This window comes from Pseudomonas sp. BN102, from assembly GCF_029871245.1.
GTDB lineage: Bacteria > Pseudomonadota > Gammaproteobacteria > Pseudomonadales > Pseudomonadaceae > Metapseudomonas.
In genome coordinates, this window is the sequence record NZ_SSON01000070.1 from 45,576 (window position 1) to 71,836 (window position 26,261).

The 26,261-nt window shown below is 65.6% G+C and carries 25 protein-coding genes; 12 read left to right on the forward strand and 13 right to left on the reverse strand.

Annotated elements, in window-relative coordinates; translation table 11 throughout:
- The first annotated feature begins 5 nt into the window (after positions 1–5).
- A complete protein-coding gene (locus E8F12_RS16445) occupies positions 6–1,157 on the forward strand; it encodes an MFS transporter (RefSeq protein ID WP_280326297.1) in 1,152 nt (383 codons plus the stop codon).
- Positions 1,158–1,301: 144 nt separating this feature from the next.
- Here E8F12_RS16445 and E8F12_RS16450 read toward each other — a convergent pair whose 3' ends face one another.
- On the reverse strand, positions 1,302–2,624 hold the full coding sequence (locus tag E8F12_RS16450; RefSeq protein ID WP_280326298.1) for an FAD-binding oxidoreductase: 1,323 nt from the start codon (positions 2,622–2,624) through the stop codon (positions 1,302–1,304).
- Positions 2,625–2,734: 110 nt separating this feature from the next.
- Positions 2,735–3,223 carry an Lrp/AsnC ligand binding domain-containing protein gene (locus E8F12_RS16455; RefSeq protein ID WP_016495366.1) on the reverse strand — a complete coding sequence of 163 codons (489 nt, stop codon included), beginning with the start codon at positions 3,221–3,223 and terminating at the stop codon, positions 2,735–2,737.
- Positions 3,224–3,381: 158 nt separating this feature from the next.
- On the opposite strand from E8F12_RS16455, the gene dadA reads away from it, so the two are divergent.
- The 5 genes from dadA (at position 3,382) to E8F12_RS16480 (ending at position 7,434) form a co-directional block, all read left to right on the forward strand.
- The gene (gene dadA / locus E8F12_RS16460) at positions 3,382–4,680 is read left to right on the forward strand and encodes a D-amino acid dehydrogenase (protein ID WP_280326299.1); all 1,299 of its coding nucleotides are present in this window, start codon (positions 3,382–3,384) and stop codon (positions 4,678–4,680) included.
- Positions 4,655–5,008, forward strand: coding sequence for a RidA family protein (locus E8F12_RS16465; protein ID WP_280289606.1), 354 nt, complete (start codon positions 4,655–4,657; stop codon positions 5,006–5,008). The genes dadA and E8F12_RS16465 overlap by 26 nt, the downstream gene beginning before the upstream one ends.
- 67 nt (positions 5,009–5,075) lie before the next feature.
- Positions 5,076–6,143 carry an alanine racemase gene (alr, locus tag E8F12_RS16470; RefSeq protein WP_280326300.1) on the forward strand — a complete coding sequence of 356 codons (1,068 nt, stop codon included), beginning with the start codon at positions 5,076–5,078 and terminating at the stop codon, positions 6,141–6,143.
- A gap of 187 nt (positions 6,144–6,330) precedes the next feature.
- Positions 6,331–6,879 carry a cupin domain-containing protein gene (locus tag E8F12_RS16475; RefSeq protein ID WP_280326301.1) on the forward strand — a complete coding sequence of 183 codons (549 nt, stop codon included), beginning with the start codon at positions 6,331–6,333 and terminating at the stop codon, positions 6,877–6,879.
- Between the two features lie 132 nt (positions 6,880–7,011).
- Positions 7,012–7,434, forward strand: a complete 423-nt coding sequence (locus E8F12_RS16480; protein WP_348532426.1) for a c-type cytochrome — start codon at positions 7,012–7,014, stop codon at positions 7,432–7,434.
- Between the two features lie 170 nt (positions 7,435–7,604).
- Here E8F12_RS16480 and E8F12_RS16485 read toward each other — a convergent pair whose 3' ends face one another.
- Positions 7,605–8,177, reverse strand: coding sequence for a xanthine phosphoribosyltransferase (locus tag E8F12_RS16485; RefSeq protein WP_280289610.1), 573 nt, complete (start codon positions 8,175–8,177; stop codon positions 7,605–7,607).
- 45 nt (positions 8,178–8,222) lie between these two features.
- The gene (gene rep, locus E8F12_RS16490; protein ID WP_280326302.1) at positions 8,223–10,235 is read right to left on the reverse strand and encodes a DNA helicase Rep; all 2,013 of its coding nucleotides are present in this window, start codon (positions 10,233–10,235) and stop codon (positions 8,223–8,225) included.
- 257 nt (positions 10,236–10,492) lie between these two features.
- Between rep and E8F12_RS16495 the strand changes: the two genes are divergently transcribed.
- Positions 10,493–12,166, forward strand: coding sequence for a bifunctional diguanylate cyclase/phosphodiesterase (locus E8F12_RS16495; RefSeq protein WP_280326303.1), 1,674 nt, complete (start codon positions 10,493–10,495; stop codon positions 12,164–12,166).
- A 106-nt stretch (positions 12,167–12,272) separates the two neighbouring features.
- Here the strand turns inward: E8F12_RS16495 and E8F12_RS16500 are convergent, their stop codons facing one another.
- On the reverse strand, positions 12,273–13,682 hold the full coding sequence (locus tag E8F12_RS16500; protein ID WP_280326304.1) for a NorM family multidrug efflux MATE transporter: 1,410 nt from the start codon (positions 13,680–13,682) through the stop codon (positions 12,273–12,275).
- A 138-nt stretch (positions 13,683–13,820) separates the two neighbouring features.
- Between E8F12_RS16500 and E8F12_RS16505 the strand changes: the two genes are divergently transcribed.
- On the forward strand, positions 13,821–14,738 hold the full coding sequence (locus E8F12_RS16505; RefSeq protein ID WP_280326305.1) for a LysR substrate-binding domain-containing protein: 918 nt from the start codon (positions 13,821–13,823) through the stop codon (positions 14,736–14,738).
- Here E8F12_RS16505 and E8F12_RS16510 read toward each other — a convergent pair.
- From E8F12_RS16510 to E8F12_RS16525, 4 genes are all read right to left on the reverse strand, one after another.
- Complete coding sequence (locus tag E8F12_RS16510) at positions 14,735–15,535, reverse strand: TlpA disulfide reductase family protein (protein WP_280326306.1); 801 nt, start codon at positions 15,533–15,535, stop codon at positions 14,735–14,737. The genes E8F12_RS16505 and E8F12_RS16510 overlap by 4 nt on opposite strands.
- Positions 15,536–15,801: 266 nt before the next feature.
- Entirely contained in the window at positions 15,802–17,778 is a 1,977-nt protein-coding gene (gene betT, locus E8F12_RS16515) for a choline BCCT transporter BetT (protein ID WP_280326307.1), read from the reverse strand.
- Between the two features lie 219 nt (positions 17,779–17,997).
- Positions 17,998–19,494: a YifB family Mg chelatase-like AAA ATPase gene (locus E8F12_RS16520; RefSeq protein WP_280326308.1), complete on the reverse strand. Its 1,497-nt coding sequence runs from the start codon at positions 19,492–19,494 to the stop codon at positions 17,998–18,000.
- A 37-nt stretch (positions 19,495–19,531) separates the two neighbouring features.
- Positions 19,532–19,795: an accessory factor UbiK family protein gene (locus E8F12_RS16525; RefSeq protein ID WP_280326309.1), complete on the reverse strand. Its 264-nt coding sequence runs from the start codon at positions 19,793–19,795 to the stop codon at positions 19,532–19,534.
- Between the two features lie 411 nt (positions 19,796–20,206).
- Between E8F12_RS16525 and glnK the strand changes: the two genes are divergently transcribed.
- The 4 genes from glnK to sutA all read left to right on the forward strand — a co-directional run bounded on the left by glnK (position 20,207) and on the right by sutA (position 22,853).
- Complete coding sequence (gene glnK, locus E8F12_RS16530; protein ID WP_003457590.1) at positions 20,207–20,545, forward strand: P-II family nitrogen regulator; 339 nt, start codon at positions 20,207–20,209, stop codon at positions 20,543–20,545.
- 34 nt (positions 20,546–20,579) lie between these two features.
- Positions 20,580–21,899, forward strand: a complete 1,320-nt coding sequence (locus E8F12_RS16535) for an ammonium transporter (protein WP_280326310.1) — start codon at positions 20,580–20,582, stop codon at positions 21,897–21,899.
- A gap of 137 nt (positions 21,900–22,036) precedes the next feature.
- Positions 22,037–22,462, forward strand: coding sequence for a secondary thiamine-phosphate synthase enzyme YjbQ (locus tag E8F12_RS16540; protein ID WP_280326311.1), 426 nt, complete (start codon positions 22,037–22,039; stop codon positions 22,460–22,462).
- Between the two features lie 76 nt (positions 22,463–22,538).
- Positions 22,539–22,853 carry a transcriptional regulator SutA gene (gene sutA / locus E8F12_RS16545; RefSeq protein ID WP_280289629.1) on the forward strand — a complete coding sequence of 105 codons (315 nt, stop codon included), beginning with the start codon at positions 22,539–22,541 and terminating at the stop codon, positions 22,851–22,853.
- A 242-nt stretch (positions 22,854–23,095) separates the two neighbouring features.
- Here the strand turns inward: sutA and E8F12_RS16550 are convergent, their stop codons facing one another.
- Genes E8F12_RS16550 through dapF form a run of 4 tightly spaced genes read right to left on the reverse strand, consistent with a single transcriptional unit; the run spans position 23,096 to position 26,257 of the window.
- A complete protein-coding gene (locus E8F12_RS16550) occupies positions 23,096–23,800 on the reverse strand; it encodes an HAD-IA family hydrolase (protein WP_280289630.1) in 705 nt (234 codons plus the stop codon).
- Positions 23,797–24,693: a tyrosine recombinase XerC gene (gene xerC, locus E8F12_RS16555; protein WP_280326312.1), complete on the reverse strand. Its 897-nt coding sequence runs from the start codon at positions 24,691–24,693 to the stop codon at positions 23,797–23,799. Before xerC ends, E8F12_RS16550 begins: the two co-directional genes overlap by 4 nt.
- 29 nt (positions 24,694–24,722) lie before the next feature.
- Positions 24,723–25,430, reverse strand: coding sequence for a DUF484 family protein (locus tag E8F12_RS16560; protein ID WP_280326313.1), 708 nt, complete (start codon positions 25,428–25,430; stop codon positions 24,723–24,725).
- On the reverse strand, positions 25,427–26,257 hold the full coding sequence (dapF, locus tag E8F12_RS16565; RefSeq protein WP_280326314.1) for a diaminopimelate epimerase: 831 nt from the start codon (positions 26,255–26,257) through the stop codon (positions 25,427–25,429). The genes E8F12_RS16560 and dapF overlap by 4 nt, the downstream gene beginning before the upstream one ends.
- Positions 26,258–26,261: the final 4 nt, after the last annotated feature.

Consider the following 26,261-nt stretch of genomic DNA (forward strand, 5'->3'; position numbering starts at 1 on the left):
GGGCAATGCGTTGGGGTACCTACTTCGCCGTCTGCGGCGCGGTCATCAGCATCGGGCTCGCCCTGGGCGTGACCATGCCGTTGGTGTCGCTGCGGCTGGAGAGCTGGGGTTACGACACCTTCGCCATCGGCGTGATGGCTGCGACCCCGGCGGTGGGCGTGTTGCTCGGCGCCGTCCTGGCCGGGCGCCTGGCGGCACGTCTGGGCACCACCACCCTGATGCAGCTGTGCCTGCTGGTGGGCGCCCTGTCGGTGGCCCTGCTGGCGCTGTTGCAGAGCTATCCGGTCTGGGTGGTGCTGCGCCTGCTGATTGGCGTAGCCCTGACGGTGGTGTTCATCCTCGGCGAAAGCTGGATCAACCAGTTGGCGGTGGAGGAGTGGCGCGGCCGCCTGGTGGCGCTCTACGGCACCGGCTATGCCTTGAGCCAGCTCTCCGGTCCGCTGCTGCTCAGCGCCTTAGGTACCGGCAACGACCTCGGCTTCTGGACCGGTACCGGCCTGCTGGTAGGCGGCTCGCTGCTCCTCCTCGGCCGTAGCGGCGCGCCCAGCGTCGATGCCCACAGCGCCTCGGGGCGCGGGCTCTGGTCGTTCTGTACGCGCCTGCCGACCATCGCCTGGGCCGTGGTGCTGTTCGCCGCCTTCGAGGCCATGATGCTGACCCTGCTGCCGATCTACGGCCTGCGCCAGGGATTCACCCAGGACGTGGCGCTGCTGATGGCCAGTGTGGTGGTGGTGGGGGATGCCGCCCTGCAGTTGCCCATCGGCTGGCTGGCCGACCGCATGTCCCGACGCAGCCTGTTCCGCGTCTGCGGCCTGGCCCTGCTCATCAGCAGCCTGTCGATTCCGGTGCTGCTGCATACCGTGCTGATCTGGCCGATCTGGGTGCTGTTCGGCGCCAGCGCCGGCGGACTCTTCACCCTGGCGCTGATCCTGATCGGCGAACGCTATCGCGATGACGAGCTGGTGCGGGCCAACGCTCATATCGCCCAGCTCTGGGGTGTCGGTTGCCTGGTCGGGCCGCTGGTGACCGGTGCCGTGAGCCAGTGGGCGACCGGTCACGCGCTGCCGTTGATGATGGCGCTCGGTGCCGCCGGATTCGTCTGGCTGGCCTGGACACGCGAGCTGTTCGAGGACGATGCCGAGGCGATAGCCGATTGAAAACCACCGTTCATTGGCTCTTCGTAGGATAGGTCGGGCGGCGTTCCGCGAGCGAAGCGAAACCCATCGCGGCGGAACGGCCAACTGATGGGTTTCGCAGGCTCAACCCATCCTACGCGGACCAAGCCTGCGTGAGGCAGGGTATCAGGCGATCCCCGCCGCTTCCTTCAGCCGATACCAGAGCATGCCCAGAGCCAGCAGCGGCGAGCGCAGGTGGCGGCCGCCGGGGAAGGTGATGTGGGGCACCTTGGAGAACACATCGAAGCCCTGGCTCTGTTCACCGCAGATGGCTTCGGCCAGCAGCTTGCCGGCCAGGTGGGTGGCGTTCACTCCATGGCCGGAGTACGCCTGGGCGAAGTAGACATTGGGTTGGTCCGGCAGCCGGCCGATCTGCGGCAGGCGGTTGGCGCCGATGCCGATCATGCCGCCCCACTGGTAGTCGATGCGCACATTCTTCAGTTGCGGGAAAACCTGAAGCATCTTCGGCCGCATATAGGCTTCGATATCCGCCGGGTCGCGTCCGGAGTAGTGGCAGGCGCCGCCGAACAGCAGGCGGTTGTCGGCCGAGAGGCGGTAATAGTCCAGGGCCACGCGCTGGTCGCAGACCGCCATGTTCTGTGGCAGCAGTTCATGGGCCAGTTCGGTGGGCAGCGGCTCGGTGGCGATCACGTAGCTGCCGGCGGGCAGCACCTTGCCACCAAGGGTCGGGTTGAGGTCGTTCATGTAGGCGTTGCAGCCCAGCACCAGGGTCTTGGCACGGACATGGCCCTGGGCGGTATGCACCTTCAGCTCGGGGCCGTAGTCGATGCGGGTGACCGCCGAATGCTCGAACAGGCGGGCGCCCAGCTGGGTCGCCGCGACGGCCTCGCCGAAGGCCAGGTTGAGCGGATGCAGATGGCCGGAACCCATGTCGATCAGGCCGCCGACGTAGCGGTCCGAGCCCACCACGCTGCGCATCTCGTGCGGTTGCACCAGGCGCAGCTCATGGCGGTAGCCGAGGCCCTTGAGCTCCTCCATGTCTTCGGCGAAGCCAGCCAGGTCACGAGGGCGGTTGGCCAGGTCGCAGTAGCCCCAGGTCAGATCGCAATCGATGGCGAACTCCTCGACGCGCTGGCGGACGATCTCCACCGCTTCCAGGCCCATCAGCTTGAGGGCGCGCACGCCGTCCGCGCCGATTAATGGCTCGAACTGTTCGACGCCGTGGCCGACGCCGCGGATCAGCTGCCCGCCGTTGCGCCCGCTGGCGCCCCAGCCGATCTGCCGGGCTTCCAGCAGCACCACCGAGAGGCCACGGCGAGCCAACTCGATCGCCGTGTTCAGCCCGGAGAAACCGCCACCGACAATGCACACGTCGGCCAACTCCTCACCCGCGAGCGGCGGGTACTCGATGCGCCGGTTGGCGCTCGCTGCGTAATAGGAGGGGGCGTGCTGTTCGGTATGCACCGGGATGCGAACGCGGGCGTTCATGTGCGAAATCCTGATTTTATTGTTTGGAAAATTTTACGCTTGAGCAGGATAAGGCGAACCCCTCGGCAATGCCAAGGGGTTTGGGCCGCGAGTACCAAATCAGTGGGAAATCAGTCGGGAATCGGCAGGTTCAGCGACTCCTTCACCTCTTCCATGACGATGTAGGACTTGGATTCGCGCACATGGGGCAGCTTCAGCAGGATGTCGCCGAGCAGCTTGCGGTACGAGGCCATCTCGTTGATCCGCGCCTTCACCAGGTAGTCGAAGTCGCCCGACACCAGGTGGCATTCCAGTACGTGGGGCAGCTTGAGCACAGCGCGGCGGAAGTCTTCGAAGGTGTCGCCGGACTTGTAGTCCAGGCTGATCTCCACGAACACCAGCAGGCTGGCCTTCAGGTGCTGCGGGTTCAGCCGGGCGTTGTAGCCGAGGATGATGCCCTCGCGTTCCAGGCGGCGGACGCGCTCGGTGCAGGGCGTGGTGGAAAGGCCCACGCGCTCCCCCAGCTCGGTAAAGGAGATCCGGCCGTCTTCCTGCAGGATTCGTAAAATATTCCGGTCTATCTTGTCCAGTTCACGACGGGATTGATGCTGGGTGCGCATGGTGGATGCCCCTCCGTTGGAGCGCATTCTGCCGAGAATTATCGCCAAATATAGCTATCTATATAGTGAATATCACTGGGTCTGTCTCCCTATACTTCGCGCCAACGACGCTCAAAATAACAAACGCAGCGAATTCCCCGCTGCGAATGGAGACAGACATGCGAGTGATGGTCCTTGGCAGTGGTGTGATCGGTACGACTAGCGCCTATTACCTGGCCCAAGCAGGGTTCGAGGTGGTCGTGGTCGACCGCCAGAACGCCGTGGCCATGGAAACCAGCTTTGCCAACGCTGGCCAGGTTTCCCCCGGTTATGCATCGCCCTGGGCGGCGCCCGGCGTGCCGCTGAAGGCCGTCAAATGGATGCTGCAGCAGCACGCACCGCTGGCCATCCGCACCACCAGCGACATCGACCAGTACCTGTGGATGACGCAGATGCTGCGCAACTGCACCGCCGCCCGCTATGCGGTGAACAAGGAGCGCATGGTGCGTCTGTCCGAGTACAGCCGCGACTGCCTCGACGAGCTGCGCGCTGAAACCGGCATCAGCTATGAAGGCCGCGCGCTCGGTACCACCCAGTTGTTCCGCACCCAGGCCCAGGTAGACGCCGCGGCCAAGGACATCGCCGTGCTCGAGCGTTCCGGCGTGCCGTACGAGCTGCTCGACCGCGACGGCGTCGCCCGCGTCGAACCGGCCCTGGCCAACGTCAAGCACAAGCTGGCCGGCGCCCTGCGCCTGCCCAACGACCAGACCGGCGACTGCCAGCTGTTCACCACCCGCCTCGCCGAGATGGCGGAGAAGCTGGGCGTGGAATTCCGCTTTGGCCAGAACATCGAAGGTCTGGACTTTGCCGGGGACCGCATCAACGGCGTCTGGATCGACGGCAAGCTGGAAACCGCCGACCGCTACGTGCTGGCCCTCGGCAGCTACACCCCGCAGCTGCTCAAGCCGCTGGGCATCAAGGCGCCGGTCTACCCGCTGAAAGGCTACTCGCTGACCGTGCCGATCACCGACCCGGCCATGGCTCCGACCTCGACCATCCTGGACGAGACCTACAAGGTCGCCATCACCCGTTTCGACAACCGCATCCGCGTGGGCGGCATGGCCGAGATCGCCGGCTTCGACCTGGACCTGAACCCGGCTCGTCGCGAGACCCTGGAAATGATCACCGCCGACCTCTACCCGCAAGGTGGCGACCTGTACCAGGCGAGCTTCTGGACCGGCCTGCGCCCGGCGACCCCGGACGGCACCCCGATCGTGGGCGCCACGCCGTTCCGCAACCTGTTCCTCAACACCGGACACGGTACCCTTGGCTGGACCATGGCCTGCGGCTCCGGTCGCCTGCTAGCCGACCTGATGGCGCGCAAGCGTCCGCAGATCAGCGCCGAAGGTCTGGACATCTTCCGTTATGGCAATTCCAAGGAGACCCCGAACAATGTCAATCCAGCGCCTGCGCACTGAAACCCGCTACAGCGAAATCGTCATCCACAACGGCACGGTCTACCTGGCCGGCCAGCTGGATGAGAACCACGGCGAGGGTATCGGCCAGCAGACACGCGAGACCCTGGCCGCCATCGACCGCATGCTGGAAGAGGCCGGCACCGACAAGAGCCGCATCCTGTCGGTGACCATCTACCTCAAGGACATGGCCGCCGACTACGCCGCGATGAACGCGGTGTGGGACGCCTGGGTGCCGAAAGGCGCCGCCCCGGCCCGCGCCTGCGTCGAGGCGGCGATGTACTCGCCCGACGTGCTGGTGGAGATGACGGTCATCGCCGCCCTGCCTTAAGTTTCTTGCTCAGCCCGGCGTTCGCGCCGGGTTTTTTCCACCCGTCCAAATAGAAGAAGCCTTCGCCATGCGTCCCGCCCGTGCCCTGATCGATTTCGAAGCCCTTCGCCACAACTACCGTCTCGCCCGCGAAGTCAGCGGCGCCAAGGCCCTGGCCGTGGTCAAGGCCGATGCCTACGGCCATGGCGCGGTGCGTTGCGCTGAAGCGCTGGAGGACGAGGCCAACGGTTTTGCCGTGGCCTGCATCGAGGAAGCGCTGCAGCTGCGCGCGGCGGGGATCCGCAAGCCGATCCTGCTGCTGGAAGGCTTCTTCGAGGCTGACGAACTGGAGCTGATCCAGGCGCATGATTTCTGGACCGTGGTGCACGCCAACTGGCAACTCGACGCCATCGAACGTGCCAGCCTGCGCAAGCCGCTGACCGTCTGGCTCAAGCTCGACTCCGGCATGCACCGGGTCGGCCTGCACCCGGCCGAATACCGCGACGCCTATCAACGCCTGAAGGCCAGCGGCAAGGTGGAAAAGATCGTGCTGATGAGCCACTTCGCCCGCGCCGACGAACTGCACTGCGCCAGCAGCGCCGAACAAGTGGCGGTATTCGAACAGGCTCGCGCCGGCTTTGGCGACGAGGTCAGCCTGCGCAATTCGCCGGCCCTGCTCGGCTGGCCGCAAGTGCCCAGCGACTGGGTACGCCCCGGCATCATGCTCTACGGCGCTACCCCCTTCGAGCAGGCGCATCCCCTGGCGGACCGCCTGAAGCCAGTGATGACCCTGGAATCCAAGGTCATCAGCGTGCGCGAACTGCCTGCTGGACAGCCGGTGGGCTACGGCGCGCGCTTCGTCACCAAACGGCCGACCCGCGTCGGCGTGGTCGCCATGGGCTATGCCGATGGCTACCCGCGTCACGCCCCCACCGGCACGCCGATGGCCATCGACGGCCAGCCGAGCCGGCTGATCGGCCGGGTGTCCATGGACATGCTCACGGTCGATCTCACCGACCTGCCCCAGGCAGGGCTGGGCAGCCGTGTCGAGCTCTGGGGCAAACAGGTTCTGGCCAGCGACGTGGCAGCCCAGGCGGCCACCATTCCCTACCAGATCTTCTGCAACCTGCGCCGGGTGCCGCTCATCTACAGCTGATTCCAAGTGATCAGGAAAACGATCAGCTCACTGAAGCAAATATCTAAGCCACTGCTTTTACTAAAGTTATCCTTGGGGCGGGGAAAGTTTGCGCGGTATTGACAGCCGAAGTGTTGTAAATACTGAACGCTGTTGCCATGATACGGCGACCGTGACTACCCCTGATCCCCCAAGGAGGATCCCGCCATTGGACGTCGGTGTTCGACTGCAAGCCATCCGCAAGCTGAAAGGCCTTTCCCAGCGTGAGCTCGCCAAGCGCGCGGGTGTCACCAACAGCACGATTTCCATGATCGAGAAAAACAGCGTCAGCCCTTCCATCAGTTCCCTGAAGAAGGTGCTGGGGGGCATTCCCATGTCGCTGGTGGAATTCTTCTCGCTCGACCTGGAGCAGGAAAACCAGACCCAGGTGGTCTATCGGGCCTCCGAACTCACCGATATCTGCAGCGGCGCCATCACCATGAAGCTGGTGGGCAAAGCCCATCCCAGCCGTGCCCTGGCTTTCCTCGACGAGACTTATCCGCCGGGCACCGACACCGGTGACGAGATGTACGCCCATGAAGGCGAAGAGGCCGGCATGCTGGTGGAAGGCCGTCTGGAGCTGACCATCGGCAACGAGGTGTACATCCTCGAGCCGGGCGACAGCTACTACTTCGAAAGCAGCAAACCGCACCGCTTCCGAAATCCGTTCGATGCCCCGGCACGCCTGATCAGCGCCACGACGCCGGCGAATTTCTGAATTCCACAATCCCCACGCCCATTTCCCTGCGACAAGTTGGGTTGTTTCAGCGTGACGGACTAACCGTATATACTTGCGCCCGCTCGCGAAACCGTGGCCGCGGGCGATACTAGCCACGATGAGGGTGTAAGGGTGAACCTAATCAAGAAGATGCTGGCGGCCCATGCTGCCGTATTGGCCCTGTGGGCTGTTAGCGCCCAGGCCGCGACCGACGACGCCATCGCCGAGCGCATCAAGCCGGTGGGCGAGGTCTGCGTACAGGGTCAGGAATGCAAGGGCGTTGGCGCCGTAGCCGCAGCCGCTGGCGGCGGTGCTCGCACGCCGGACGACATCATCACCAAGCACTGTGGTGCCTGCCACACCGCTGGCGTGCTGGGCGCGCCGAAGATCGGCGACGGCGCAGCGTGGAAAGAGCGCGCCACTCGCGAAGGTGGTGTCGATGGTCTGCTGGCCAAGGCCATTTCCGGCGTCAACAGCATGCCGCCGAAAGGCACCTGCGCCGACTGCAGCGATGATGAGCTGAAAGGCGCCATCAAGAAGATGTCCGGCCTGTAACAGCGCCGCCATCTTTGAAAAAGCCGCCCTTGGGCGGCTTTTTTGTGCCTGTTCGCTGCGACCTGTTGTCGCAGTTCCGGTCTTTCAGGTTGGCCGGCAGCTGTGTGAGCGAATTCATTCGTGATTGAAATCGCTCCCACACCACCCCGGCCCAACCGGCGGCGACGGGATCAATCGAGGAAGGTGACCTGGCCGTCGGCGAGGGACGCGATTCGCGCCAGGGACTCGATCCGGTAGCCTTCGCTTTCCAGCAGGGCGCGGCCTTCCTGGAAGGACTTCTCGATCACGATACCGATGCCGGCGATGCTCGCACCCGCCTGCTGGATCAGGTCGATCAGCGCTTTGGCGGCGTGGCCGTTGGCGAGAAAGTCGTCGATCACCAGCACCTTGTCCGCAGCGGTCAGGTGCCGGGCCGAGATGGCGATGGTGCTCTCGGTCTGCTTGGTGAAGGAAAACACCTTGGAGATCAGCAGATCGGTCTTCAGGGTCAGCGACTGGAACTTGCGGGCGAAGATCACCGGCACGCCCAGTTCCAGGCCGGCCATTACCGCCGGGGCTATCCCCGAGGCTTCGATGGTGACGATCTTGGTGATGCCCTGCCCGCGGAAACGTTCGGCGAACTCATGGCCGACCTGCTGCATCAGGCGCGGGTCGATCTGGTGGTTGAGGAAGGCGTCGACCTTCAGTACCTGGTCGGACAGTACGATGCCCTCTTCACGAATCTTCTGTTTCAGCGCTTCCACGCCCTTACCCTCGTTTGTAGCCCGGTCTGTGCCGGGGTTCTTTGGTTACGACTTCTTCAGCATGGCGCGGATGTCGGCCAGGGCCGTGTTGCCGCGCGCGGCCTTCACTTCCAGGGGCGCGTCTTCCATGCCTTCCCATTCCAGGTCTTCCTGCGGCAGTTCCTCGAGGAAGCGACTGGGGGAGCATTCGATGATCTCGCCGTACTGCTTGCGCTTGGCGGCGAAGGTCATGGCCAGGTTCTGCCGCGCGCGGGTGATGCCCACGTAGGCCAGGCGGCGTTCTTCTTCGATGGTGTCGGCTTCGATACTGGAACGGTGGGGGAGGATCTCCTCCTCCACGCCCATGATGAAGACATAGGGGAACTCCAGCCCCTTGGAAGCGTGCAGGGTCATCATCTGCACGCCATCGGCGCCGTCTTCCTCTTCCTGCTGGCGCTCGAGCATGTCTCGCAACACCAGCTTGGCGATGGCTTCCTCGATGGTCATGCCGCCTTCCTCGTCCCGCTCGAGGGTGTTTTTCAACGCCTCGATGAGGAACCAGACATTGCCCATGCGGAAATCGGCGGCCTTGTCGCTGGAAGTGTTCTGGCGGATCCAGTTCTCGTAGTCGATGTCCATCACCATGCTGCGCAGCGAGGCGATGGGGTCGTTCTGCGCGCACTGCTGGCGCACCCCGTCCATGAAGCGCTTGAAGCGCTGCAGACGGTCGGTGAAGCGGCTGTCCAGGTGCTCGGCCAGGCCCATCTCGTCGCTGGCCGCGTACATCGAGATGCCGCGCTCGGTGGCGTAGTTGCCGAGCTTCTCCAGGGTAGTGGAGCCGATTTCCCGGCGCGGCACGTTGATCACCCGGAGGAAGGCGTTGTCGTCGTCCGGGTTCACCAGTAGGCGGAAGTAGGACATCAGGTCCTTCACTTCCTGGCGGCCGAAGAAGCTGGTGCCGCCGGACAGGCGATAGGGCACCTGGTGATGCTGCAGCTTGAGCTCCATCAGCTTGGCCTGGTGGTTGCCCCGGTAGAGGATGGCGAACTCGTTGTAGGGCCGCTGGGTGCGCAGGTGCAGGGTGAGGATTTCCATGGCGATGCGCTCGGCCTCGGCGTCCTCGTTGCGACAACGGATCACCCGGATCGGGTCGCCCACGCCCATCTCGCTCCACAGTTGCTTCTCGAACACGTGGGGGTTGTTGGCGATGAGGATGTTGGCGCACTTGAGGATGCGGCTGGTGGAGCGGTAGTTCTGCTCCAGCATCACCACCTTCAGCGAGGGGAAGTCTTCCTTCAGTTGCATCAGGTTTTCCGGCCGCGCGCCGCGCCAGGCGTAGATCGACTGGTCGTCGTCGCCGACCACGGTGAACTGGGCGCGGTGCTGCACCAGCAGCTTCACCAGCAGGTACTGGCTGGCGTTGGTGTCCTGGTATTCGTCCACCAGCATGTAGCGCACGCGGTTCTGCCACTTTTCCAGAATGTCCGGGTTGTTCTGGAACAGCTTCACCGGCATCAGGATCAGGTCGTCGAAATCCACCGCGTTGTACGCCTTGAGCGTGCGCTGGTAGTGCATGTAGACGACGGCGGCGGTCTGCTCCTTCGGGTTGCGCGCCTTGGCCAGCGCCTCCTCCGGCAGAATCAGATCGTTCTTCCAGTTGCCGATGTAGCCCTTGATCTCGTCGACGCCATCATCCCCGGCATATTCCTTCTGCATGATGTCGGTGAGCAGCGCCTTGATGTCCGACTCGTCGAAGATCGAAAAGCCCGGCTTGTAGCCCAGGCGCGAGTGCTCCTTGCGGATGATGTTCAAGCCGAGGTTGTGGAAGGTGGAAACCGTCAGACCCTTGCCCTCGCTGCCGCGCAGGAGGCTGCTGACGCGCTCCTTCATCTCGCGCGCCGCCTTGTTGGTGAAGGTCACCGCGACGATGTACTGCGCGCGGATCCCGCACTGCTGCACCAGGTAGGCGATCTTCCGGGTGATCACGCTGGTCTTGCCGGAGCCGGCACCGGCGAGTACCAGGAGCGGACCACCGACGTAGTTCACGGCTTCCTGCTGCCGGGGGTTGAGTCGGGACATGCTGGGGCTGGATCGAGGCGAATGGCCGCGCATTCTAGCAGGCCGGCCGGGGTGTACCGAAGTACCTCTGGGCAACTGTGACGCATCGCGCCTTGCCGGTGGGTAGTGCTTGGAAAATTCCGTGCAAGCAGTACGATGGTCCCGCCTGCGCCGGCCTTCCGGGGAAGGCCGCGCAGGGACGCGTGGAAAGAATGACGCCAGAAATGGCGCAACCCGGCGCGAAAGCGCCGTAGTCTCTGTGACCCGGGGGAGGTCATTTGTCCGCGCTCGTCGAGCCCATGCGCATGCTCCTGCTGGCGGAAACGCCGGCCTGGGCGGAACTCCTTCGTGGACGCCTGTCCGCGATGGGCAGCGCATTCCCCCTGGTTACTGCTGCCTCCTGGGACTCCGCCAGCAGCCTGGTGGACGAAATGGACTGCGCCCTGGTGTTCTGCACCCCACAGCTGCTTCCCGCGGCCGGCCGTTGCCCGCTGCCTATCATCCTGCTGCTGGAGGAGGAGCCCTTTGATGCGCCCCAGGGGGTAAGCGACTGGCTGGTGCGCGAACACCTCAACACCGACACCCTGCGTCGCACCCTCCGCCATGTCCGCGAGCGGCGCAACCTGCAGCACGCCCTGGAACGTCTGGCCGAACAGGACCCGCTCACCGGCATCGCCAACCGCCAGGGCTTCCAGACCCTGCTGGCGGCGCGCCTGGTGGAATACGAAGGGCGCGGCCTGGCCCTCGGTCACCTGGACCTGGACAACTTCCGCCACGCCAACGACTCCCTCGGCTATCAGGCCGGCGACCGCCTGATCCTGCAGGTGGTGGCGCGGCTCAAAGGGCAGCTGCGCGCCGGCGACCAGCTGGCGCGCCTGGGGGGCGATGAGTTCGCCTTGCTGCTGGACGTCCGTCGTGACCCGAGCCGCGCCGAACAGGTCGCCGAACGCATCGCTGAAGCCCTGGCCGAGCCCTACCAGGTGGACGGCGAAAGTCTGCTGCTGGGCTGCAGCCTGGGCTTGGCCCACTCCCGCGCCAGACAAGGCGCCGATCCGCTGATGTGGCACGCCCATATCGCCATGCAGCAGGCCAAGGCCAGCCAGGGCTGCACCTTCCATGTGTTCGATGAGCGCATCAACCGTAGTGCGCGCAGCCAGGCCGACCTGGAGAGCGAGTTGCGCCGCGCCCTGCGCCGCGACGAACTGGAACTGCACTACCAGCCGCGGCTGTGCCTGAAGACCGGCAGCATCCTCGGTCTGGAGGCCCTGGTGCGCTGGCGCCACGCCGAACGCGGCCTGCTCACCCCCAACGAATTCGTGCCGCTCGCCGAGGAAAGCGGGCTGATAGTGCCGCTCGGCTACTGGGTCATCTCCCGCGCATTGCGCGACATGCAGTGGCTGCGCGGGCGCGGCCTGCCGCCGCTGCACATGGCGGTGAACCTGTCCTTCCGGCAGTTCCAGGACAGCCAGTTGCTCTCCACCCTGAGCCGGTTGATCCAGGAGCGCGGCGTGGATGCCCGCTGGCTGGAGTTCGAACTGACCGAAACCGCGGTGATGCGCCGTAGCGAACAGGTGCGCCAGACCATGGACGCCCTGGGCCGGTTGGGCGTGCGCTTCTCCCTGGACGACTTCGGCACCGGCTTCTCTTCCTTCGTCCACCTCAACAGCCTGCCCATCGCCTTGCTGAAGATCGACAAGAGCTTCGTCGGTGGCATACAGGATCGGCCGGAAAACCGCCAACTGGTGAAGGCCATGATCAACCTGGCGCAGAACCTCAAGCTGGAGGTGGTGGCCGAGGGCGTGGAAAACGCCGAGCAGCTGGCGCTGCTGCGCCAGTTCGGCTGCGACCAGGCCCAGGGTTACTGGATCAGCCGGCCGCTACCCCTGGCCGAGCTGGCGCGCTTCCTGGTGTTCAGCTCGCGCCAGCCGCTGTTCGCCAGCCAGGAGCCCTAGGCGCGCCGCGCGCACCAACGCCCACTGCCGGCCGTAGGTTGGCGCTGAGCCAAGCGAAGCCCAACAATACCGGGCTCGGTGCCTGCCCTGTTGGGCTTCGCGGAGCTCAGCGGATCGCCGCCCGGCCCAACCTACGCGTGCTTCCGGCGATCGACTCAGCAGCAGGTCGCAACAGCCGCGCCGTCTTCCATTCGAAGCCCAGGGTCAGCCCCAGCGCCGCGCAGGCCAGGCCCAGGGCCAGGCCCCACCAGACGCCCTCAGCGCCCCAGCCCAGGGGGAAGGCCAGCAGCCAGGCCGCCGGTGCGCCCACCAGCCAGTAGCAGGCGAGGCCGACCAGGAAGGTGGTCTTGGCGTCCTTCAAGCCTCGAATGGCGCCCATGGCGATGGTCTGGGTGCCGTCGAACAGCTCGAACCAGGCGGCCACCGCCAGCAGGCTCACGGCCAACTGCACGATGTCCCGGAATTCCTCGGCCTGGTGATCGAGGAACAGACCCACCACCAGCTCCGGCGCCACCCAGAACAGCACGGCGAAGGCCAGCATGCAGCCGGCGCCGAAGCCGATGCCCAGGCGCCCGGCGCGGCGCGCTTCCTCAAGCCGCCCGGCGCCATAGTGCTGGCCGATGCGGAAGGTCACCGCGTAGGAAATCCCCACTGGCACCATAAAGGCCACATACACCGACTGGATGGCGATCTGGTGCGCCGCCAGCTGGGTGCTGCCCAGCGCACCCATGCACAAGGCGGCGAAAGCGAACAGGCCGGATTCCACCGCATAGGTGCCACCGATGGGCAGGCCCAGGCGCAGCAGCTCCTTGAGGTCGTCCAGGCGCGGTTCGAACAGCCCCTGGCGCAGCGAATAGGCGGCATAGGCCGGGTGGCGGGTGACGTGCCAGGCCAGCAGCAGGGCCATGACATTCATCACCAGCGCGGTGACCACGCCGATGCCGGCCAGGCCCAGTTGCGGCAAGCCGAACCAGCCGTGGATCAGCGCATAGTTGAGGACGAAGTTGGCCAGTGCGCCGCCAATGCTGATCGCCATCACCGGGCCGGGCCTGCCGATGGCGCTGGTGAAACCGCGCAGGGACATGAAAGTCATGTAGCCGGGCAGGGCGAAGACCAGGGTGGAGAGAAAGCGCATGCCGCCTTCGATGTTCTGCGGCTCCTGGCCAAAGCGCAGCAGCAGCGGTTCGAGATTCCACAGCAACAGGCCGGCGGCCAGCGCCAGTCCCCAACCGAGCCACAGCCCGGCCTGGGTGAGGCGCGCCGCACCGATGGCGTCATTGGCGCCATGGCGGATCGCGACCAGGTTGCCCACTGCGGCGATAACGCCGACGCAGAAGATCGACACGAAGGAATAGCTGGCCGCGCCCAGGCCGCCGGCGGCGAGTTCCGCCGGGCCGAGCAGGCCCATCATCACGGTATCGGTGAACACCATCAGCACGTGCGCCAGCTGGGCGGCGATCAGCGGGCCGGCAAGGCGCAAAATGGCCACCAGTTCGTTGCGTATGCTTTGCGGCATGAGTAAGGCTCACTATTTCAGTGCGCCGGCCAATCCCTTTGGCCGACTGGGAGTCTGGCAATTTTCCGAGCCTTGAACAGCGGGCACAAAAGGAAAAAAATGATGCCTTCCATGACTTTGACTCATAGGTGAAGGTATATGTCGCGCCGCCTGCCCCCGCTCTACGCCTTGCGGGCCTTCGAGGCCGCGGCCCGGCACGCCTCCTTCACCCGCGCCGCCGAGGAGCTAGCGATCACCCAGAGCGCCGTGAGCCGGCATATCCGCACCTTGGAGGAGCATTTCTCCTGTCGCCTGTTCGAGCGCCAGGGGCGCAACCTGCAACTCACCGAGCCGGCGCGCATGCTGCTGCCGGGCCTGCGCGAGGGCTTTGATGCCCTGGAGCGGGCCTGCACCACCCTGCGGGTCGATGACGCCACCTTGCGCTTGAAGGCACCTTCCACCCTCACCATGCGCTGGCTATTGTCGCGCCTGTCCCGCTTTCGCCACCGCAACGCCGACATCGAGGTGCAGCTCACCAGCGCCTGGATGGATGTGGACAAGGTGGATTTCCAGCACGAGCCCTTCGACTGCGCCGTGCTGCTCAGTGATGGCCACTTCAACCAGGATTGGGAAGTGACCCTGCTGTTCAGTGAATGGCTGATCCCAGTCTGCGAGCCCTCCCAGGCGGCCGAGCCCTGGGGCCTGGAACGCCTGCAACAGACCGAACTGCTGCACCCAACGCCCGACCGCCGCGACTGGCGGCGCTGGCTGCAGCGCATGGACCTGGGGGAGAAGGTGTCCCTCAAGGGCGGCCAGGTGTTCGACACCCTGGAGCTGGGCATAGTGGCCGCCGCCCGGGGCTATGGCGTGTCAATCGGCGACCTGGTGATGGTGGCCGAAGACGTGGCCCAGGGCCGCATCGGCCTGCCCTGGCCCACCGCCGTGGCCAGCGGCGACAGCTACTACCTGGTCTGGCCCCGCGCCCGCAGCGGCCAGGAGCGACTGCGTCGGCTGCGCGATTTCCTGCAGGCGGAGGTGGCTGCCATGGTGCTGCCACCCGTGGAACTGCTCGGTTAGGGCAACTGGCGCAACCCGTGCTCCAGGCTGGCGCCGGACAGCTCGCCCATGTGGCTGTGATTCAGCCTTCCCTTCGCGTCATAGAAGAGGGTAGTTGGCAGGCCGTAGGAACCGGTGGCCTGGCCCAGGCGATTGCCGCTGTCGAGCAGGACTTCCTTTGGCTTCAAACCCTGCTCGGCCAGGAAGCCGGTCACCGCTGCAGCGTGTTCACCCTGGTTCACCAGCACGAAACGCACCTCGGGATTGCCTTGCTGGGCCGCTTCCAGCACGGGCATTTCGCGGCGGCAGGGCGCGCACCAGGTGGCCCAGAGGTTGACCACCAGCGGCCGGCCGTCCAGTTCGCCCAGATTGACCGGGTTGCCCTGCAGGTCGAGCAGGGCCAGTTCGGGTAGTTGCCGGCTCTGGTCGAGGGCCGCGAGGATGGCGCCGGCGCCACCCCAGAGCAGGCCGCCCACGGTCAGGGCGATGGCCAGCGGTCGGCGTAGGGCTGCGGTGCGCCAGGCCAGGATGGCGCCAATCAGCAGCGCTGCCAGCAGCCCGGGCCAGAGCATGAAGCCGCCATCACGGATATCCAGAAGGCCCCAGGGCGCCGACGAGTACTGTTCGAAGTAGCGCGCGGCGAAGGCCAGGCGCGCCACCAGCAGGCCGCCCAGCAGCATGGCGAACAGCGCCGCCTCGGGATTGGCCTTGCGTTTGCGCCCGGCCAGCCAGCCGCTGAGCATGGCTGCGAAGAAGCCCAGGTAGAGCAGGGCCTGTTGGGTGGGGATGGCGAGGGGGCCGAGGGTGAGGCTGGTCATGCGGGGCTCCGCTGGAACGGGCGTCGAGTATCGCAGGCTGGCGCGGCGGAGCCAGCAGGAGGCTGTGGATAAATGTTTCGGCCAGATCGGTGCGCTGTGGGAGCATCCCTCATTCCAACCCCGCTCTGCGCCCCGGCCTGATCGCTTCGCGCTCAGGCGCTCATAGGCGCCGGAAGCGGTGCTTCCGAAAGCGCGCCTGTTCGCCCCAGAGGGAGAGGGGGCGGGCTGCGGTCGGATGAGGGAAGCCACAGGTGGCAAGGAGCTCGTCAGCGCACCACATGCAGGAAGTGAAGGTGCTTCTCGTACTGGTCGAGCAGGTCGCCGATCACTTCCTCGCGGCTCCAGCCCATCACGTCGTAGTCCTGGCCGCCTTCACGCAGGTAGACCTCGGCGCGGAAGTACTTGCGCGCATCGCCGTTGTCCTCACCGGCTTCGCGGGTGGCGAAACGCGGCAGGAGGAAGGCGCGCGGGCGCACCTCATAGCTGAAGTCCACATCTGCATCGTGCCCCACGTTGAGCTTGCAGCGGCCTTCCTCGCCATTCAGCACCTCCACCTGGTAGCCCTGCTTGCGCAGTTCATCGGCCAACTCGATGCAGGCGGGCTGCACCACTTCGCTGATGAAGCGAGTGACGTGGGTGCGCCGGGGGAACATCAGGATATTGCGCAGGCGCCGCTGCCAACCGCCGTGCTGACGCTGGGCCGAGCGCGAGAGGTTGAGCGACTGATAGCGGATGCCACGCTTGGTGGCATCCAGGCGCAGCGCCTTGAGCAGCCCCCAGGTCGCTGCCAGCAGCACCGCAGCGAAGGGCAGGGCGCTGGCGATGGTGGCGGCTTGCAGGGCCTTGAGGCCGTCGGCCAGCAGCAGGGCCATGGCGACCACGCCGACCAGAATCGACCAGAACAGGCGCTGCCATAGCGGCGTCTCTTCGCGCCCGCCGGATGCCAGCATGTCCAGCACCAGGGCGCCGGAGTCGGCGGAGGTGACGAAGAACACCACCACCATGGCCACGGCTACCAGCGACAGGAAGAAGGAGAAGGGGAACTGCTCGAGGAAGGCGAACAGCGCCAGCGAGCTATCCTGCCGGACCGTATCCACCAGGCCGGTGATGCCTTGGTGCAGGACCATGTGGATGGCTGTGTCGCCGAAAATCGTCATCCACAGCAGGGTGAAGCCGGCGGGAACGAAGAGTACGCCGCAGACGAACTCGCGGATGGTGCGACCGCGGGAGATGCGGGCGAAGAACAGGCCGACGAAGGGCGACCAGGACAGCCACCAGCCCCAGTAGAGGATGGTCCAGCCGCCGATCCAGTCGGTGGGTTCGTAGGCATAGAGGTTGAAGGTCTTGCTGACGATCTCCGACAGGTAGCCTCCGGTGTTCTGCACGAAGGTCTGCAGCAGGAACACGGTGGGGCCGAGGACCAGCACCACCAGCATCAGGAGCACCGCCAGGGCCAGGTTCAGCTCGGAGAGGACGCGGATGCCCTTGTTCAGCCCGCTGGCCGCCGACAGGGTGGCCAGGCCGCAGGTGAGGGCGATCAGGCCGAGTTGCACCGGTACGCTGACCGGCAGGCCGAACAGGTGGTTGAGGCCGCCGTTGATCTGCAGCACACCATAGCCCAGGGAGGTCGCGATGCCGAAGACGGTACCGAGGATCGCGAAGATATCCACAGCATGGCCGATCGGGCCGTAGATGCGTTCGCCGATCAGCGGATACAGCGCCGAGCGCAGGGTCAGCGGCAGGTCGTGGCGGAAGCAGAAGTACGCCAGGATCAACGCGACTATGGCGTAGATCGACCAGGCGTGCAGGCCCCAGTGGAAGAAGGTGAGCTTCATCGCCTCCTTGGCCGCGGCCACCGTATTGGGATCGCCCACGGGCGGGTTGGCGTAGTGCATCAGAGGTTCGGCGACGCCGAAGAACATCAGGCCGATGCCCATGCCGGCGGCGAACAACATGGCGAACCAGGTGCCGTTGCCATAGTCCGGCTGGCTGTGGTCGGGGCCGAGCTTGATATCGCCGAAGCGGCTGACGGCCAGGAAGACCACGGTGATGAGGATCAGGGCCACGCTGAGGACGTAGAACCAGCTGGCATTGAGCAGGATCCAGGCCTGGATCTGGCCGAACAGCGCCTGGGCCTGTTCGCGGGCCAGAGTGCTATAGAGCACCAGGGCGATGATGAGTACTGCGGAGCCGAAAAAGACCGGCGGGTTGAGGGTGGATTGCGAAGACTTATTTGCCTCCATTGAGCTAGCTCTCCTTGTTATCGGATGGCCGCCAAGGGCGGAAGGCGCAGCATCCTAGCACAATCGATAGAGCCAATCTTTCGAAGATGAATAGTCCGATAGTTTTGTTTGAAGATCCCTCCTGAGATCCGGGAACTAGCGCAGGAGCGAGCTCTGCTCGCGAACGGGACCACTTCGCGAGCAGAGCTCGCTCCTACGGTTTCCTGGCACTTGCCCTGCTCAAAGCTGGGGCTCCGGCCGGTACTGCAAGGCCTCGGCCAAGTGGTGACGGGCGATGCTTGCGGCCTGTTCCAGATCGGCCAGGGTGCGTGCCACCTTGAGGATGCGGTGGGCTGCGCGCAGGGAGAGGTTGAGGCGCTCGCAGGCGCTTTCCAGCCACTCGCGGTCCTGCCTGGCGAGGCTGCAATGCCGGCGCAGGCCATTGAGGTCGAGGAAGGCGTTGGCGCAGCCCTGGCGCTGGAGCTGCAGCCGCCGAGCGCGGGCCACTTCACTGGCGGCTTCGATGCTGCCGTGACCACCGTGGGTGGCGGGTTCCAGGGCGGTGGCCTCGCGGGCCACGGTCAGGTGCAGATCGATGCGGTCGAGCAGCGGTCCGGACAGCTTGGCGCGGTAGCGCTGGATCTGCTCCGGCGTGCAGCGGCAGCGTCCGCCGGGATCTCCGAGATATCCACAGGGGCAAGGGTTCATGGCCGCGACGAGCTGGAAGCGGGCGGGAAAGCGCACCTTGTCGTGGGCGCGGGCGATGACGATCTCGCCGCTCTCCATCGGTTCGCGCAGTACTTCCAGGACCTTGCGGTCGAATTCGGGCAGTTCATCGAGGAAGAGCACTCCCTGGTGGGCGAGGGTGATCTCGCCGGGTTTCGGCCGGCTGCCGCCACCAACCAGCGCCGCGCCCGAGGCGCTGTGGTGTGGGTGGCGGAAGGGTCGCTGCGGCCAGGCCTGCAGCGGTGCGTGGCTGGCCACCGAGTGGATAGCCGCCACTTCCAGCGCTTCGTCTTCCTCCAGGGGCGGCAGCAGGCCAGGGAGCCGGCTGGCGAGCAGGGTCTTGCCGGTGCCGGGCGGGCCGCAGAACAGCAGATTGTGGGAGCCGGCAGCGGCCACCAGTAGGGCGCGCTTGGCGGCGATCTGGCCCTGGACCTCGGCCAGGTCGGGGTAGGGCGGTCGTTCCTGCAACAGGCCCTGGGCCTGGTAGGGCGCAAGAGGTGTATGGCCGGCGAAGTGGGCGGTCAGTTCCAGCAGGTGCCCGACTGCCAGCACGCTCAGGCCGCTGGCCAGGCTGGCCTCCTCGGCGTTTTCCTTCGGCACCACCAGGGTGCGTCCGGCGGCGCGGGCCGCCAGCGCGGCGGGCAGCACGCCCTGCACGGGGCGCAGTGCGCCGGAGAGGGCCAGCTCGCCCAGGCATTCGATCTGTTCCAGGGCCGCGGCCGGCAGTTGGCCGCTGGCGGCGAGCACGCCGAGGGCGATGGCCAGGTCGAAGCGGCCGCCATCCTTCGGCAGGTCGGCGGGGGCCAGGTTGAGGGTGATGCGTCTTGGCGGGAAGTCGAAGCCGCTGTTCTGGATGGCGCTACGGACGCGGTCCTTGCTCTCTTTGACGGCGGCTTCCGGCAGTCCCACCAGGGCCAGGGACGGCAGGCCGTTGGCGAGGTGCGCCTCGACCGTCACGGCAGGGGCTTCGACGCCGACCTGCGCGCGACTGTGGACTATGGCCAGGGACATGATCACTCCTTGATCGGTCCGCCGGGCCGGACCGGGATCAGTCGGCCGACGGCGGGTTCAGCTTGGCATCCAGCTCCGCGACCTTGGCCTCCAGGGCTTCCAGGCGGGCACGGGTTCGGGCGAGCACCACCATCTGGCTGTCGAACTCATCGCGGCTGACCAGATCGAGCTTGCCGAAGGCGCTCTGCAGCAAGACCTTGAACTGCGCTTCGATCTCGGCGCGGGGCAGCGGGCTTTCGCCGCTGAACAGGCGCGAAGCATGGGAAGCGAGGGTATCGAGCAGGGCTTTGGGCGGCAGCATGGTGGTTATCCAGAGGTGAATGAGCGGGAGTCTATCACGGGGTCCGGCGCGGTGAGCTGGCGATGGGCGGTGCACACTTTTTGAGCGGCGCCCTGGGGCGTTCCGCACCTCTTTGGTGCGTATTGTGTCGGGCTTTTGTAGCCAAAGGCCGGCACTCCGCCAGTATCTGCTTGAAAAGAGGCACTTTGTGTCGAGCTGGCAAGATTTCTGCTTGGTGGTGGGCGACGCATGCACCGATGCAGTTCCGGTGCACCGGGCGAGGCGGGGGAGTGTTTCGCCAGAAGCGGTTGGTTTTTTTGTCGGAGTGCCGAGCCAGGGCGGTCCGACGCGTTACAAAGCCAGACACTGCGCTTAGACTTGAGCCGGGTTCGTTTTTCCTGGGGCAAGTCAACCAAACACGGGAGAAGTTTCATGAAGCTAGTCACCGCCATCATCAAGCCTTTCAAGCTCGACGACGTGCGCGAGTCGTTGTCGGAGATCGGTGTGCAGGGCATCACGGTCACCGAGGTCAAGGGCTTCGGACGGCAGAAGGGCCACACCGAGCTGTACCGTGGCGCCGAATACGTGGTCGATTTCCTGCCCAAGGTGAAGATCGACGTGGCCATCGCCGACGACCAGCTGGATCGGGTCATCGAGGCCATCACCAAGGCAGCCAATACCGGCAAGATCGGTGACGGCAAGATTTTCGTCGTCAATCTGGAACAGGCCATCCGTATCCGTACCGGCGAAACCGGCACAGACGCGATCTAAGCCTCCGAACCCCAACGCCCCAGGAGAAAACAACATGACTCTGCGTAAGATCGCAGGGCTAGGAGCCCTTTTGTCCCTCGTTACCCCCGGCCTGGCCATGGCTGCCGACGAGGTCGTGCTGAACAGCGGCGATACGGCATGGATGATCGTCGCTACCGCGCTGGTGCTGTTCATGACCATTCCCGGTCTGGCACTGTTCTACGGTGGCATGGTGCGGTCCAAGAACGTTCTTTCGGTGATGATGCAGTGCTTCGCCATCACCGGCCTGATCAGCATCCTGTGGGTGGTCTACGGCTACAGCCTGACCTTCGACACCACTGGCATGGAGCAGGGCGTTGTCAACTTCAACTCCTTTATCGGCGGCCTGTCCAAGGCTTTCCTCAGCGGCCTGAACACCAACAGCCTGGTGTACGCGGTGCCTGAGAGTGTGTTCATCACTTTCCAGATGACCTTCGCGATCATCACCCCGGCGCTGATCGTCGGCGCCTTCGCCGAGCGCATGAAATTCTCCGCGATGCTGATCTTCATGGCCGTCTGGTTCACCCTGGTCTATGCCCCGATCGCCCACATGGTGTGGAGCGGCAACGGCGGTCTGATGTGGGACTGGGGTGTGCTGGACTTCGCCGGCGGCACCGTAGTGCACATCAACGCCGGTGTGGCCGGCCTCGTGGCCTGCCTGGTGCTGGGCAAGCGCAAGGGTTACCCGCACACCCCGATGGCCCCGCACAACCTGGGCTACACCCTGCTCGGCGCCGCCATGCTGTGGATCGGCTGGTTCGGCTTCAACGCCGGCTCCGCGGTAGCTGCCAACGGCACCGCCGGCATGGCCATGCTGGTCACCCAGATCGCCACTGCCGCCGCGGCCCTGGGCTGGATGTTCGCCGAGTGGCTGACCCACGGTAAGCCGAGCGCCCTGGGCATTGCCTCCGGCGTGGTCGCCGGACTGGTCGCCATTACCCCGGCCGCCGGCACCGTCGGCCCGATGGGTGCCCTGATCATTGGCCTGGTGGCCGGCGTGATCTGCTACTTCTGCGCCACCAGCCTCAAGCGCAAGGTGGGCTACGACGACTCCCTGGATGCCTTCGGCGTGCATGGCGTCGGCGGTATCGTCGGCGCCCTGCTGACCGGCGTCTTCGCCGCCCCGGCCCTGGGTGGCTTCGGCACCGTCGAAGACATCGGCGCCCAGTTGCTGACCCAGTTCGAAGGCGTGGCCTTCACCGTGGTCTACACCGGCATCGTCACCTTCGTGATCCTCAAGGTGCTGGACGTGGTCATGGGCCTGCGGGTCAACGATGAGGAAGAGACGGTAGGCCTCGACCTGGCTCAGCACAACGAGCGCGGCTACAACCTCTGATCCTTGTGATTTCCCCGTTCGGCAGCTGCCGGCGGGGGAATCGGCAAGAAAGCCGAAAGGGCGCCGCAAGGCGCCCTTTGTTTTTTCAGCGGCCGCGCTAGAATGCCCGCCGAACGAGCCGAGACAGGTATTTGCGGATGTGGCAGCAGACCCTGATCACCTTGCGCCCGAAGCCGCGGGGCTTCCATCTGGTCACGGATGAAATCCTCGCGGCATTGCCGGAACTGAGGCGCTACCGCGTCGGTCTGTTGCACCTCTGGCTGCAGCACACTTCGGCTTCCCTGACGGTCAACGAAAATGCCGACCCTGCGGTGCGTCGGGATTTCGAGCGATTCTTCAATCGCCTGGTGCCTCAGGGAGAAAGCGACTATGAACATGATTATGAAGGGCCGGACGATCTGCCCGCGCACTTCAAGGGCAGCCTCCTGGGCTGCCAACTGAGCTTGCCGGTCCGAGACGGGCAGCTGGCGATGGGCACCTGGCAGGGTGTCTACCTGGGCGAGCACCGCGACCACGGCGGTGCGCGCAGGATTTTGGCGACCTTGCACGGCGAGGTGCCCTGAAATTTTTCCGGCAGCGTTAGAAAGCTGGCGCAGCTGGGCTATAACTAACCTGCTTTGGCAAGGCATGAGGTAGAACATGAGCGACGAAGAACTGGAACAAGACGAGCTGGAAGCGGCCGACGAGGACGACGGCGAAGAGCTGGCTGCAGCCGATGATGGTGATAGCGACGACGAAGGCGAGGCCCCTGCTCCCTCCGGGAAGAAGGCCAAGGCCGCAGTCGAAGTCGAAGAGATGCCCAGCATCGAAGCCAAGCAGAAAGAACGTGACGCCCTGGCCAAGGCTATGGAAGATTTCCTGGCCCGTGGCGGCAAGGTGCAGGAGGTCGAACCCAACGTGGTAGCCGACCCGCCGAAGAAGCCGGACAGCAAGTACGGCAGCCGCCCCATCTGAGGCCGGCATCCGTCGAAAGAGCCCGCCAAATGGTGGGCTTTTTCATGGTTGATGGAAAGGGTACGGGGCCGGCCCTTGCGGGAGCGAATTCATTCGCGAAAGGCCGCCGGCTTGCCCGTCGGATCTGTAGGTTTGACAGCGCTCTTTTGTCCACCAGCGTTGTCCGGCCGAACCACCGATGGTGGATCGGTGAAGCGTGATCCCCCTACGTCAGGGGCGAGGCCTGTGGGCTCCCACCAACCTCAATGCCAGCGCGCGAGGCGCGCCAGCACGCCGGGCAGCTCGGCCAGGCTGGTGATTTCCGCATCCGGCAGCTGCTCGCCGCTCCACTCCTTGCCGAGGGGGTTGAACCAGATGGCGCGCAGGCCGGCGCGGCGTGCGCCTTCGATGTCGTCGGCCGGATGGTCGCCGATGTGCACGGCTTCCCCGGCGCTGACCCCGCCCCGCTTGAGTGCTTCGAGGAAGGGCACCGGGTCCGGCTTGCCGATGCCCAGTTCCTCGGCGCAGAGGGCGAACTTGAAGTAGTCGGCCAGGCCCAGGCGGCGCACGTCGGCATTGCCGTTGGTGATCACTCCCAGGCTATAGCGGTTGGCCAGGCGCTCCAGGGTGGGCACGGTGTCGGGGAAGAAGGTGATGCGGTGACGCGCGTGGAGCATGGCTTGGAAGGCACCTTCGGCCAAGTCTACGGCGTCCTCCGCCGAATAGCCGACGCCCTGCAGCGCGCGTCGCAGGGTGCGCCGGCGCAGCTCGCTGAGGCGGTGCTTGAGAGCCGGCTCGGCGGCCAGGACCTCGGCGCGTATGGCCCAGAGGTGCTCCACCGGCAGGGTTCCCAGGGCTGGGGTGTGTTCCATCAGCCAGTCGCGCATGGCCGTTTCGGCGCCCTCGATTACAGGGCGGTTGTCCCAGAGGGTGTCATCCAGGTCGAAGGTGATCAGTCGGATGCTCATTCGTCCGCTCCGCGTCGCTTGGCCCTGGGGTGGGCCTGGTCGTAGACCGAGGCCAGGTGCTGGAAATCCAGGTGGGTGTAGATCTGGGTGGTGGAAATGTCGGCGTGGCCGAGCAGTTCCTGGACCGCCCGCAGGTCCTGGGACGACTCCAGCATATGGCTGGCGAAGGAGTGACGCAGCATATGCGGGTGCAAATGCTGGCCCAGTTCACGAACGCCCGCCTGGCGCACCCGCAGTTGGATGGCTCGCGGGGTCAGGCGGCGGCCCTGCTGGCTGATGAACACCGCCTGGTCGCCGGGGCCGGCCATGGCGCGCAGCGGGAGCCACTCGTCCAGCGCTTCGCGGGCCTTGCGCCCAACCGGCAGTTCGCGGGTCTTGTTGCCCTTGCCACGCACGCGCACCAGGCCGGCGGCGAGGTCGAGGCCGTCGAGGTCCAGGCCCACCAGCTCGGAGAGGCGCAGGCCGGAGGAGTAGAAGAGTTCCAGCATGGCCTGGTCGCGACGGGCGAGGAAGTCGTCTTCCACGGCGCCGTCCAGCAGCTGCTGGGTGCGGTCGGCGTCCAGCGCCCGGGGCAGGCGTCGGGCGCCTTTGGGGGCAGATAAGCTGTTGGCCGGGTCGTGGCGGCAGCGGCCTTCGCGGATCAGGTACTGATAGAGGCCGCGCACGGCCGAGAGCAGGCGGGCCAGGCTGCGGCTGGACAGGCCATCCTGGTGCAGCCTTGCGACGAAGCCACGCAGGGTGCGCACGTCCAGGTCGTTCCAGTCGGCGATGGCGAATTTTTCGCAGAGCGCGCGCACCTTCAGCAGGTCGCGGTGATAGCCGTCCAGGGTGTGGGCCGAGACCTGGCGCTCGCTGCGCAGGTGATTCAGGTAGGCATCCAGGTCGGCTTGCATGGGACTTCCTTGGGATGCGCGGTGTGCGGTTATCTCACCGAACGCAGCGGTGTGGCGAAGCGCGGCAGTACTCGGGCGAGGACTTCGGCGACATAGCCGAGGAACAGGGTGCCGAGAGAGCTCTTGTAGTGCTGCGGGTCGGGGCTGCCGATGGCCAGCACGCCGTGCAGGCCTTGATGGGTCAGGCTGACCACGGCGGCGGAGCCGACCTGGTCGCGCTCATCACTGCCAAATAGGAACTCCAGCTCGTGGCTGCGCAGCACGCCGCAGATGGTCTTGCCGCCCGCGAGCAGGCCGCCGATGCTCTGGTGCGCCTCGGCTGCGCTGACGCTGCGGCCCACCGGCAGGGCGTTCTCGCTGAACAGGATGAGGCTGACGAAGGGCACCTGGAATTCATGGCGCAGGCTGTCTTCCACCGCGCCCACTACTTCCTCCAGGCAAGAGGCGTCGAGCAGGTCGAGCACCAGGCGGCGGGTCTTGTCGAACAGCCGGTCGTTCTCCCGGGCCACGTCCATCAGCTGCGACAGGCGATGGCGCATCTCGATGTTGCGCTCGCGCAGCAGCTTGATCTGGCGCTCCACCAGGGACACGGCATCCCCCGGCTGGTGGGGGATACGCATTTCGGGAATCAACTCTTCGTGCTGGACGAAGAACTCCGGATGGAGGCGCAGATAGGCGGCCACGGTCTCGGCGTCGAGGTGCTGTGGCTGATCCTGATCCTGGTGCTGGTCGGTCATAGGCGAACCTGTCCTTCGAATACGCGGACCGCGGGTCCGGTCATCATAACGGGGTGCCCCGGGCCTGCCCACTCGATGCAGAGCCGGCCGCCCGGCAGGTCGAGCTGCACCGGGGAGTCCATCCAGCCCTGACGGATCGCCGCTACCGCGGCGGCGCAGGCGCCGGTGCCGCAGGCCTGGGTTTCCCCCGCGCCGCGTTCCCATACGCGCAGCTTGGCCAGCTTGCGATCGACTATCTGCAGGAAGCCGACATTCACCCGTTGCGGGAAGCGCGGGTGATGTTCCAGCTTAGGCCCCAGGCTGTGCACTGGCGCAGTGGCGACGTCATCGACGCGCAGCACAGCATGGGGATTGCCCATGGAGATGGCCGCCAGTTCGACGGTCTGGCCATCCACGTCCACCGGGTAGCTCAGGGCTTCGCCGTCGGCGCTGAAGGGGATCTGCTGCGGGACCAGGCGCGGCGGCCCCATGTCCACGGTGACCTGGCCATCGGGCCGCACATCCAGCTCGATGATGCCGCCCTTGGTTTCGACGCGGATGCGCTTCTTCACCGTCAGGCGCTTGTCGAGAACGAAGCGAGCGAAGCAGCGTGCGCCGTTGCCGCATTGCTCCACTTCCGAACCATCGGAGTTGAAGATGCGATAGCGGAAGTCGACATCCGGATTGGTCGGCGCCTCGACTATCAGCAACTGGTCGAAGCCGATGCCGGTGTGGCGATCGCCCCACTGCTTGGCGTGTTTGGGCAGGATGTGCGCGTGCTGGCTGACCAGGTCGAGGACCATGAAGTCGTTGCCGAGGCCGTGCATCTTGGTGAAGCGCAATAGCATGGCT